The organism is Flavobacterium cheongpyeongense (genome assembly GCF_003202435.1).
In the GTDB taxonomy this organism is placed as follows: Bacteria; Bacteroidota; Bacteroidia; order Flavobacteriales; family Flavobacteriaceae; genus Flavobacterium; species Flavobacterium cheongpyeongense.
The window spans coordinates 112,913-125,060 of sequence record NZ_QJHK01000001.1; the positions used below are offsets into that span (position 1 = coordinate 112,913).

At 29.0% G+C, this 12,148-nt stretch carries 10 protein-coding genes; all 10 read left to right on the forward strand.

Features of this window, described 5'->3' with window-relative positions; translation table 11 throughout:
• Positions 1 to 158 precede the first annotated feature (158 nt).
• The 10 genes from gmd (at position 159) to DMB65_RS00560 (ending at position 12,128) form a co-directional block, all read left to right on the forward strand.
• On the forward strand, positions 159 to 1,241 hold the full coding sequence (gmd, locus tag DMB65_RS00515) for a GDP-mannose 4,6-dehydratase (RefSeq protein ID WP_110304722.1): 1,083 nt from the start codon (positions 159 to 161) through the stop codon (positions 1,239 to 1,241).
• 108 nt (positions 1,242 to 1,349) lie between these two features.
• Positions 1,350 to 2,885: an MATE family efflux transporter gene (locus tag DMB65_RS00520; RefSeq protein WP_110304723.1), complete on the forward strand. Its 1,536-nt coding sequence runs from the start codon at positions 1,350 to 1,352 to the stop codon at positions 2,883 to 2,885.
• Positions 2,886 to 2,890: 5 nt separating this feature from the next.
• Complete coding sequence (locus tag DMB65_RS00525; RefSeq protein WP_110304724.1) at positions 2,891 to 3,925, forward strand: nitroreductase family protein; 1,035 nt, start codon at positions 2,891 to 2,893, stop codon at positions 3,923 to 3,925.
• Positions 3,926 to 3,927: 2 nt separating this feature from the next.
• Entirely contained in the window at positions 3,928 to 5,085 is a 1,158-nt protein-coding gene (locus DMB65_RS00530; protein WP_110304725.1) for a polysaccharide pyruvyl transferase family protein, read from the forward strand.
• Positions 5,063 to 5,980 carry a glycosyltransferase gene (locus tag DMB65_RS00535; protein WP_165834813.1) on the forward strand — a complete coding sequence of 306 codons (918 nt, stop codon included), beginning with the start codon at positions 5,063 to 5,065 and terminating at the stop codon, positions 5,978 to 5,980. Before DMB65_RS00530 ends, DMB65_RS00535 begins: the two co-directional genes overlap by 23 nt.
• A gap of 53 nt (positions 5,981 to 6,033) precedes the next feature.
• Complete coding sequence (locus DMB65_RS00540; protein ID WP_110304727.1) at positions 6,034 to 7,914, forward strand: acyltransferase family protein; 1,881 nt, start codon at positions 6,034 to 6,036, stop codon at positions 7,912 to 7,914.
• A 4-nt stretch (positions 7,915 to 7,918) separates the two neighbouring features.
• Entirely contained in the window at positions 7,919 to 8,929 is a 1,011-nt protein-coding gene (locus tag DMB65_RS00545) for a glycosyltransferase family 4 protein (RefSeq protein WP_110304728.1), read from the forward strand.
• Between the two features lie 135 nt (positions 8,930 to 9,064).
• A complete protein-coding gene (locus DMB65_RS00550) occupies positions 9,065 to 10,294 on the forward strand; it encodes a hypothetical protein (RefSeq protein ID WP_110304729.1) in 1,230 nt (409 codons plus the stop codon).
• Between the two features lie 89 nt (positions 10,295 to 10,383).
• Positions 10,384 to 11,559 (forward strand): glycosyltransferase family 4 protein, encoded by a 1,176-nt coding sequence (locus tag DMB65_RS00555; protein ID WP_110304730.1) that lies wholly within the window; start codon positions 10,384 to 10,386, stop codon positions 11,557 to 11,559.
• A complete protein-coding gene (locus tag DMB65_RS00560; protein WP_110304731.1) occupies positions 11,556 to 12,128 on the forward strand; it encodes a CatB-related O-acetyltransferase in 573 nt (190 codons plus the stop codon). The genes DMB65_RS00555 and DMB65_RS00560 overlap by 4 nt, the downstream gene beginning before the upstream one ends.
• Positions 12,129 to 12,148 lie beyond the last annotated feature (20 nt).

Genomic DNA, 12,148 nt, shown 5'->3' on the forward strand with positions numbered 1-12,148 from the left:
AGTGAGAAGATAAAAGTGAATTCAGAGCTTAGAAAAATCGAGCAAAGCGAGAGACAATTCACAATTCACAATTCACAATTCACAATTCACAATTCACAATTCACAATTCACAATTCACAATTCACAATTCACAATTCACAACTCATATACTCAAACCCATGAGCACACAAAAAGTAGCCCTTATAACAGGAATCACAGGCCAGGACGGATCTTATTTAGCCGAATTATTATTAGAAAAAGGATATCAGGTGCATGGTGTTAAAAGACGTGCCTCTTCTTTTAATACGCAACGAATTGACCATATTTATCAGGATCAGCACGAAGTGCATGTGAATTTTAAACTCCATTATGGAGATTTGACTGATTCAACTAATATTATTAGAATAATTCAGGAAGTACAGCCCGATGAGATTTATAACTTAGGCGCAATGTCTCATGTTAAAGTATCTTTTGATTCTCCCGAATATGTGGCAAATGTTGACGGAATAGGTACTTTAAGAATATTAGAGGCGGTAAGAATTTTAGGTTTATGCGAAAAAACCAGAGTTTATCAGGCTTCAACTTCTGAACTTTATGGCGGGATGAGTGAAAATAAAAATGAAAAGGGATTCTATGATGAAAATTCCCCTTTTTACCCTCGTTCTCCTTATGGTGCTGCTAAAATTTACGGTTTTTGGATTACTAAAAATTATCGTGAAGCTTACAATATGTTTGCTTGTAACGGAATCCTGTTCAATCATGAATCGCCACGCAGAGGGGAAACATTTGTAACCCGTAAAATTACGATGGCAACTGCTGCTATTGCAAAAGGAAAACAAGACTGTTTGTATTTGGGTAATCTGAACTCTCAAAGAGACTGGGGGCATGCCAAAGATTATGTAGAAGCCATGTGGCGAATTTTACAGCAAGACAAACCGGAAGATTATGTAATTGCAACAGGAGTGACAACTTATATTAGAGATTTTGTGATTATGGCTTTCGCAGAAATTGGTGTTACATTAACTTTTGAAGGAGAAAACGAAAGCGAAGTAGCAAAAGTAGCAGCCTGCAATAACCCACTATACCAATTAGAAATAGGTAAAGTAGTGGTACGTGTAGACCCTGAATATTACCGTCCTACAGAAGTAGATCTTTTAATTGGTGATCCTACAAAATCGAAAACCAAACTGGGTTGGGAGCCTCAGTATGATTTGGCTGCTTTGGTTAAAGAGATGGTAGCGAGTGATTTGAAGTTGTTTTAGGATTTATTATAAGAAGGTAGATTGGTTTTATATGACTCTAAATTTTTAAAGTTATATAGTGGTAATAATTTGGACGTTAATGAATATTTAAATTAAAAATAAGTTTGAATGCAAGCAATTAATAGAGTTATATTTAATACAGGAATTACATATGTTAAAACTGTAGTTACTTCTCTTATTGCACTTTATTCTACAAGGCTCATTTTGAATGCTCTTGGGGCTGAAGATTTTGGTATTTATAATGTTGTAGGTGGTATGATAGCTATGTTAGCTTTTCTTAATGCTGCTATGAGCACTTCTACTCAGCGGTATATTTCATATAATTTAGGGACAGCAAATATTGAAAGTGTAAAAAAAATTTTTGCAAATAGTGTTATTGTACATTTTGTAATTGGTATATTGTTGGTTATCGTAATTGAGCTGGTAGGTATTTATTTGATAAATAATCAGTTAAAGATTAATCCAGCAAGAATAGATGTGGCATTATATATTTTACATTTTGTAGTAGCTTCTACTTTTATAACAGTAATTTCAGTCCCTTATGATGCATTAATTAATGCTCATGAAAATATGACATTTCTTGCTGTTGTAGGCGTTGTTGAATCTGTTTTAAAATTATTGATTGCATTTAGCCTCTTTTTTTTAACAGTAGACAAATTATTTGTGTATGGTTTTTTTACTATGTTATGTACTATTATTATTAGAGTTATTAAAAGGATTTATAGCAAGCGAAAATATAAAGAGTGCCATGTGAATTTGATTAAGGAGTATGATATAGATCAGATAAAAGAATTAAATTCTTTCGCAGGATGGAGTCTTTTTGGAACCCTTTGTTCATTAGCTAGAAATCAAGGAGTAGCAGTCATACTTAATCTGTTTTTTGCCACAGTAGTTAATGCAGCTTACGGAATTGCTAATCAGGTTAATAGCCAGTTGATGTTCTTTTCTCAGACTATGATGAGCGCTATGCGGCCTCAAATTATGAAAAGTGAAGGATCAAATGACAGGGATCGTATGATAAGGTTATCATTGACAGCAAATCAATTTTCTTTTTATTTGTTTACATTTTTTGCACTTCCTTTTTTTTTTGAAATGCCTTTTATTTTAAAATTATGGTTGAAAAATGTGCCAGAATATACAGTAGAATTTTGTAGGTCTATCATATTATTAACGATGATGAACCAAATAAATATGGGGTTGATGACTGCGGTACAGGCAATAGGCAAAATTAAGGTTTATCAAATGGTTGCTGGCGGCATACAGCTATTAACCATTCCAATAGGATTTGTTTTTCTTAAATTAGGATATCAGCCCTATTCTATAGTTCTAGTTTCGTTTGTTTTAGAAACGATTTCAACTGTTTTCAGAATATTTTATTTTCAGTATTTAACAGGATATCGTGCAGTAGAATATTTTAAGAAAGTAATTTTAAATTCATTTCTTAGTTTACTCCCTTCGGTATTGTTGGTTTATTTTGTTCGTATTTGGCTTGTGGATGGTTTTGTTGGATTTATTGTTTTAGGAATAATTTCAAGTATATCCTATCTATTAAGTATTTATTATATTGGATTGACATATAATGATAAACAAATGCTAATGCAAATATTTAGTAGTTTAAAAAATAAGTTTGTAACAAAGATGTAATTAAAATGATTAGAAAATTTTACCATAAGTTCAAATTTTTTTATAAAAATATTCTTCCCAGTTATTTTATTGGCTCACCCTTCATGAGTTCACTTTATTATCTTTTATTTTCATCAAAATTTAAAAGAGAAGAGCGTGCAGTATTAGCCGGAAGAATCAAGCACATAAAAGAAACAAACAATGAAAAGGCGAATATGTATACTCTTATACGAAATGTTCATCGTATCGAAAAGGGATTATTAATGCGTCCAAGAAAAGATATTTTCGGGTTGGATTTTATAGTTGAAACAATCAATAACTTTGAAACTCTTTACGTGCCATCGAATTGTATTCCTAATTCACAAATTAAATGGACGTATGATGTGCTAAGTGAATATTTTAGTATAACAGGAAGTAATCCTGTTTTGGACGTTCAAAGGGAAAGGTTTAAAAAGATTACTGTTTTAAATGAAAAGACGATTCCTACTTCAATACCATATAAAAGAATTGAATCAGACAGACCATCTATTTCCTACGAAGAATTTTATAAACTTACAAAATATAGAAGATCTGTTCGGTGGTTTCTTAATAAAAAAGTTCCACATGAACTATTAGATAAAGCGGTTTTAGCTGCAAATCAAGCACCTACAGCATGTAATAGACAGCCTTATGAATATAGAATAATTGATGATCCTGAACTCTTGGAAGTAGTAAGAAAAATTCCAATGGGGTTAAAAGGATATGAACATAATATTCCAGTGATGATAGTTGTTGTAGGTAACCTTGATGCATACTTTGATGAAAGGGATAGACATGTTATTTATGTAGATGCTTCATTAGCAAATATGAGCTTTATATTTGCACTTGAAACGCTTGGATTAAGTTCTTGTGCGGTTAATTGGCCTGATATAGAGGATCTTGAATTGAAAATGGAAAAGGTATTATCACTTGAAAAGCATCAAAGACCAATAATGTGCATAGCAGTTGGGTATCCTGATCCAGAAGGAATGGTTGCTTATTCAGAAAAAAGAGATATTGAATTAATAAGAAAATACAATTAATTATGATTATTCAAATTGACGGGATTAATACCCTTAATAAAGGTGCAGAACTTATGCTTGTCGCAATTCTTGAAGAGTTGGATAAAAAATATCCTAACGCAACTGTTTATTTAAACCCTGACAGTGTTCTTGATCAAAGACTTCTGCCAAAATATAATCTTAATGTAAAAAAAAGGTTAGGTTTAAAATTAGGGCGTTATATAAATGGGCTGTGTTTTAGAGTACATATTGATAATCCATTTTCCTATTTCAAAGAAAATTATGCACCTAAGAATGTTGATTTTATACTTGATGCAAGCGGGTTTAAATATTCTGATCAATGGAATAGGTCAGATAATTGGCTAGAAATGAAAGAAAATTATTATAGTATTGCTAAGAAAAATGGGACAAAAGTATATTTTCTAACTCAGGCTTTAGGGCCATTTAAGTCAGAGAGTGGAAAGAGGTCAATTCAAATGATTAGCAAATATAGTGATTTGATTTTTGCAAGGGAAGAAGCTTCTTACAATTATGCAATTGAGGCAAAGGCTGATCCAAATAAACTTATGGTTTCTTGTGATTTTACACTAAAAGTTTCAGGTGCAATTCCTTCACGCTGGAAGCATTTAAAAGGTTCTATTGCAATAATCCCAAATAAAAAAATGATTACTCATGGAGGAAATAAATCTGAAGATTATTTAAATCTATTTTTAAAAATTATAAAGTTCTTTAAAGAAAAGGAAGAAAATGTTTTCTTGTTAAATCATGAATCAATGGGGGATTATAAAATTTGTCAATTGATTAATTCTCATCTTGATAATGATCTTGAAATTGTTTCAGGGATAACAGCTAAAGAAATTAAAGGTGTTATAGGAGTTTCAAAGATGGTCATTTCTTCAAGGTTTCATGGAGTTGCAAGCTCTTTAAGTCAAGGTGTACCTTGTCTTGCCACAAGTTGGAATCATAAATATGAAATGCTTTTTAAAAATTTTGATCAAAAAGATTGTGTCTTAAATGCAAATAATAAAATTGAAGATAATTTAGAGAGAATAGAGTCTATCTATGAAAATTATGATGCAATACAAACAGAACTAAGTAACAGAAAGCCTGAACTTGTAGATCAGATTAATAATATGTGGAAAGTAATTTTTGATGATTATGAGCAATCTTATGGATCTTAGTATAATAATTCCGCATAAAAATTCGCAAAACCTCTTACAGCGGTGCTTAGATTCTATTCCTGAATCTGATAATATTGAAATTATTATAATTGATGACAATAGTTCAAATGTGAATAAGGAGATTTTTCCTGGAGTAAACAGAAAGGATACAAAAGTAATTTTTAGTGAAACAGATATTACTGCTGGTGGTGCCAGGAATATTGGTTTAGACCATGTAAGTAATAAATGGATGATTTTTGCAGATGCAGATGATTTTTTTCTTAAAGATGCCTTTGTCGTTTTTGAAAAAACATTGGTAAATCAAGAGATTGATATTTATTATTTTAGAGTTAGCAGTGTTTTTTCAGATACTTTAGAACGTGCAACAAGGGATAAAGGAGTCAATACCTTAGTTGATCATTTTTTAACAGATGAAGCTAAATTAAGACTTAAGCACATTGTGCCGTGGGGAAAAGTCTTTTCTTCAGAATTTGTACGACGTAATTCAATTAGGTTTGATGAAGTCCCAGCAAGTAATGATATTATGTTTGGAGTCAAAACAGGTTTTTTAGCAAAAAAAATCACTGTAATACAACAAGAAGTATATTGTGTTACAATGAACAGAGGAAGCATAAGTAATACTCTTACTGCACAAAATAATAGAAGTAGATATATTGTCATGCTTAAGTATAATGAATATTTAAGAAAAAATCAATATAATAGTTTTCAAAATTCAATAAGACCTTTTATTTTTAATTCACTCAAGTTTGGTTTTATTGATTTTTTTGAATCTCTTAAATTAATGTTTTATTACAAGGATAGTTTCTTTTATAATTTTCATCCTTTCCGATCAGCTAAGACCTTTCTAAATATAAAAATGAATAGAGAGAAAAATAGCAAATACATTATTAAATAGATTTTAAATAAAGACAGCGTTATATTCAAAAATTGTTTTAAAAACACAAATGGATGATTAGAAAAGATATGGTTAAAATGAATTTTAGATATGATATTGGAATTCTTAGGGCAATTGCTGTATTAGTTGTAATTTTTTTTCACTATCAAATACCATTGTTTCAAGGTGGTTTTGTGGGGGTTGATGTTTTTTTTGTTATAAGCGGATTTCTGATGACAAGTATTATTTTAAAAGGCTTTTTACATAAGTCATTTTCACTTAATGAATTTTATAATCGCCGTTTTGTAAGAATTGCTCCTGCATTGATCGGTATGACGCTTTGTATTTTAATACTAACATATTTTATTTATTTTCCTATTGATTTTAAACAGGTATCGTTATATTGTTTTTATTCTACCTTATTTCTTTCAAATTATTATTATCTTTTTAATTCGGGTTATTTTGATCCATCTTCGCAATCTAATATTTTATTACACACTTGGTCACTTTCTGTTGAATGGCAATTTTACATTATTTATCCTCTTTTTTTGTTATTTGTTAAAAATATATACACTAAACGAAGAAAGAAATTCAATAATATATTTTTGGTATTGGCATTACTTTCTTTTTTGTTAATGATTGTATTTAATAACTTTCTTCCATCATCTTTTTCTAAGATAAGTTTTTTTTCGTTTACTCACAGAGCATGGGAAATGATGGTTGGTGGAATGGCATTTTTATATAAAGATTTTTTTGACAACAAGATATCAAATGTCTTAAAAAGAATTTTAAATCTTTTAGCATTAATTTTCATTGGTTTTAGTGTTGTTTATTTTAATGAGAAAGATATATGGCCATCTTCTTTTACTTTGATTCCAGTTTTAAGTTCTTTTGTAATAATTGCAACGCATCAGGAATTCGGTTTTTACAAAAACTCAATTGTTCAATATATTGGGAATATATCTTATTCATGGTATTTATGGCACTGGCCCATATATGTTATCTCTAAATACTTTGATTTTAAAGGGGTTTGGGTGACTGTTTTTCTTATTGTTTTGTCTTTTTTATTATCATCTTTATCTTATGAATTTATTGAAAAAAGATCAAAAAACATAAAAACAAAGACTCTCATTAGAGCAACATTCATTCTGATTTTTGCCTCTGTAATAGGTTCTTTTTTTTCTATTAATAAAAAGATGTTTTCTAAAGAGGCAATAGATGTGACTGAGTTTAAATCTAATTATGAACAAACTAGAAAAAAACAATTTAATTCTGGTGTATGCCATAATGTTACTAAAATAAAATATAAACAATGCCTATGTTTAAATACTAAAAAGAAAAATATTTTATTACTGGGAGATAGTCATGCAGGTCAGTTTTCATTGTCGTTGAGAACAAAATTAGATTCAACAAAATTTAATTTTATGGAGCACACTGTTGTAGGTTCTTTTCCGCTTATAAATGCGAAAGGTGAACAAAATTCTACAAGACAGTTTAAAAGTCTTATGGACAAATTTATTACTGGAAATAAAAATAATATAAATTTAATATTACTATCATGTAATTGGATGAACTATCCTACTTCAGGTGGTTATAAATCAAACAGAGAATTAGGTGAAGCAATTAATGCTACAATAAAAATGTTTGAAAAATTAGGGATAAGAGTTCTTGTTATAGGTCAAGGAGAGGAATATAATATTGAATATCCTAGGGTATTAGCGTTTAATTTTCAAGGAAATAGGCGAAAAAATTATGTAAATCGTGAGTCAGCAGAATTAAATAATGACTTAAAAAAAATCATACCATCAAAAAACTATTTTAATATATTTTTAAGTAGTGAAATTCAACATTATGATTCTAAAAATAAAGTACCATATATGTTCGATGATGATCATATGACATTATATGGTGCTAATCAGATAGTAGATTTATTTCTTAAAAAAAAAATTTTTTGAACCGATGAAAAAAAAAATAGCCTATATTTTATATCAGATTGGTATGATTTCTGGAAGATCGAATGGTGTTAGGAGTCAAGCAATGACTTCATGTGACATACTAAATGAATATGGTAATGAATGTATTTTAATAAACGGATGGGGAAATTATGATTGGAAATCCTTTGACGCAATTCATATTTATGGTTATGATGTTGCTATTTATACATTTGTAAAATTTCTATCAGAGAAAAATCCAAATATTTATTTGTCGCCGATTATTGATTCTACAAAACCATTTAATGTCTATAAATGGGCGACATATAATGGCTTTGAAAAATTAAGACTATATAGTAATAATTATTCTCTTCGTAAAGCATTGAGAATAGTTAAAGGGGTCTTAGCTCGTAGCGAGCACGAAGGAAGGTATTACAAAGAATCTTTTGGAATGAATTCCGAAAAGGTATTCAATGTACCACTTTCATATGGTATAGAAAATCCATCTAATATCGATGAAGTTTTACAAAATAAAGAAGAATTTTGTTTTCATTTAAGTTCTCTTTATCAAGAACGAAAAAATGTTTTGAGACTTGTATTAGCAGCCAAAAAATATGGATTTAAACTTGTACTTGCTGGAAGTACAGGGAATGAAGATGATTTTTTAAAAATTCGGCAAACTATTGGAGATTCTGAAAACATAACTGTTTTAGGATATATTTCTGATGAAGAGTTGAAAGAATTGTATGCTAGAGCTAAAGTCTTTGCTCTTCCTAGCATAAGCGAAGGTGTTGGTATTGTGGCAATGGATGCAGCTGTTTATGGATGTAATATTGCAATTACAAACATAGAGGGGCCTAAGGAATATTATCCCCATTATAAAACGGTGGCTATTTTAGATCCATATAGTATTGATAGTATTGGAGAAAATATCGTAAAACTTCTGAAAGAAAAGAATGATAAAATCCTTTATGAACACATGTTAAGAAACTTTTCTAGAGATAGGGTCTATTCATTTTTAAAAAATATTTATGATTAATAAAGATGTTAAAAATAAATCGATCTCAGTTTGTTTAACTTCAGATGGTATAAGTACATTTTGTGCTTGGTTTTTTTACAAATCCCAGTATCAGTTTTCTATATTGATTGAATTAAAATATTTAAAATTAGTACAATGCTTAGAAGAGATATAAACTCTGGGCTGTTTACCAATATTGGAGTAGCATTAGCACTTGTTGGAGTGCCATTAGGGATGTATTTTAACTATTTATTTCCATTTGTTAAATGGTCACCTATCTTCATGTTTTTTTCATTTTTATTTATAATTTCATCTAAGAATCTATTTTTAGGAAGATTTCCTTCGTTCAATAAAATGTTTATAATTATTTTTATATATCAGTTGTTGATGATTTTTTATGGTATTTTCTCTACTAAATTGACGACCCAATATTTAAGTTTTCATATTTATATATTATCGTTGCTAGTAGCTTATTCGACTAATGAATTGAGATACTCATACAAGAATGTTATAGTAACTACATTTTATATTTCTGCAATTTGTAGTTTATTGGGGGCTTTTTTTTTGTGGAGTGGTCTAGTTACCGGAGAAAAGGCATGGGAATTAAGACAAGATAACGAAGAATATGCTTTAGAACAATTTACTGTTGTAGTTGGCGCAATTACCAATTTTATTTGTGCATTATGTTGGCAAGTAAAGAACATTAAGTTGAAATTGATTGTCTGGCTTTTTATTGCTCTGGATGCCTATATAATTTTTAGATCAGGAAAAAGAACCCCTGTATTTGTAAGTCTAATAATTTTAATTATATATTCGTACAAAACTGGAGGAATAAATAATAAGTTACTATTGCGATACTTTAAGATTTTTATGTTGCTCGCCATTTTAGCAGTATCTTTTTATATAAATGTTGATTTCTTTCAAAAATTAGTTGATAATTTTTTCTATAATTTTTATAATGGGGTCTTAAATATACTTGGTAATACAGATGTACGTGATACTACAGGTTCAGCAATTGCTCGATATAATTCTAGGAAATGGACATATGAGTATATTGAAAATAATTTTAGCTTTTTAAATTATATTTTTGGTGCGGGATATATGACTCGTTGGATTGACAATCCTCTTTTACAATCTTATTTAGATATGGGACTTTTTGGTTTACTTTTTTATATATTGTTAATATTGATTTATCCTATAAAATCTTATATTAAAGGAAATTCTACCATTGTACTTTTTGCAATTTTACTTTGTGTATATAATTTTATGGCATCTATAAGTTCAGGGAATCCATATGCATATATAAAACATATTCCCGTAGTTTTTTTAGCTTTTACAGTGAATTTAGAGAGGAAAAACAATAGAAAATCTTCAGTAAGGCTTTAAATAGAGAAAATAAAATATTATTATAAGGGACTATCAAAGCTCAGTTTTTTAGAAATATAGTTTCTTTTTGAATTTAATATATAAATTGAATGAAAACAATAATTATTTATCATTACTTAGCTTCTTATCGACTGCCTATATTCAATGAACTTATGAAGTCAGATAAAATAGAGTTTACTCTTTACTCCGGCAATACTAGTGATATTGAAATAAAAAAAATAGAAACAGATTATTCTTTAAAAAAAATAAATGATGGGGGATTGCGTTGGTTTTTTTTAAAGAATAGATGGTTTCTAAAAAATAAAATACTTTGGCAGTCCGGATTAATAAATTTAGCAATTAAAGGAGATTATGATTCTGTCATTTTTTTAGGATCGCCATATCATATTTCTACATGGTTTGCTGCTATAGTGGCAAGATTAAGAAGAAAAAGAGTATTCTATTGGATGCACGGAGTCTATAAGGATAAAATTACTTTTGTTGATTACTTCAAATTATTTGTTTTTTATAAAATAGCTAATGGTTTTTTTTTATATGGAAGACGAGCGTACAATGTATTAAATAAGTATAAAGTTAAGCCTAAAGAGGATATTCATATAATCTATAATTCGTTGGATTATGAAAAGAGTCTTGAATTTAGAAAACTTATTACTGAAAAAGATATTTGTGATTACAGACTTAAATATTTTAATGATAAAGATACTCCAGTAATTGTTTTTATAGGAAGATTAAATTCTATTAAGCGCTTAGACATGATAATTGAAGCACAGAGTTATCTTAAATTAAAACACAATAAAAACTTTTTTAATACTCTTATAATTGGCGATGGTGAAGAAAGACAAAGACTTGAAATGCTGGTAGATCAAAATGATTTAAGAAAAAATGTCTCTTTTTTAGGAGCTATATATGACGAAGAAATTAATAGTGAAGCTTTGATGTATGCAGATCTTTGTGTTACTCCTGGAGAAATTGGCTTAACAGCTATTCATAGTTTAGCATATGGTACTCCTGTTATTTCTCATGACAATCTAAATTTACAAATGCCAGAAGTAGAGTCTATTAGTAGAGGAGTAAATGGAGACTTATATAAGTATAGTAATTTAGAAGATTTGGCAAATGTGATTGAAAATTGGTTGTTAATAAAACCTATTAAAGACCAATCACTAGTCTCTAATTGTTATAAGGTAATTGATGATTATTATAATCCAGATTACCAGTTAAAAATTTTTGAATCAGTCTTGTGTAATCTAAAAATATATAAATGAATATTATTTTTAAATTAAAACAAAGTAATGAATTAGCCTTAATATATAGGTTTTTTAAAAGACTCTTTATTAAATATGTATATGGTTTAAAAAGAGTGCATAAAACATTTAATGTTGGTGGGAAATGTAAAATAAGTAAAGATTTTGAGGCGGGTGAATATTCTTATGTCGGGAATAATTGTTTGATTTATCCTGGAGTTTCAATAGGAAGATATACTATGTTGGCGCAAAATGTGCAGATAATTGGAGCAGATCATAATTATAATATACCAGGTTTGCCAACGACTTTTTCAGGTAGACCAAATTTAAAAAAGACTATAATTGGTAGGGACGTATGGATCGGTGCTAATAGTATTATTATGGCTGGAATAAAAATTGGAGATGGAAGCATTATTGCTGCAGGTTCAGTCGTTACTAAAAATATAGATTCATTTATCATAGTGGGTGGTGTTCCAGCTAGTTTTATAAGAAAACGTTTTAGCTCTATTGATGATGAATTATTGCATTTGGATATGCTAAATGGAAAAACATTAAAAAATATACGTAATAAACCAATAAGAATTGATTGATTAATTAATATATAATGGAC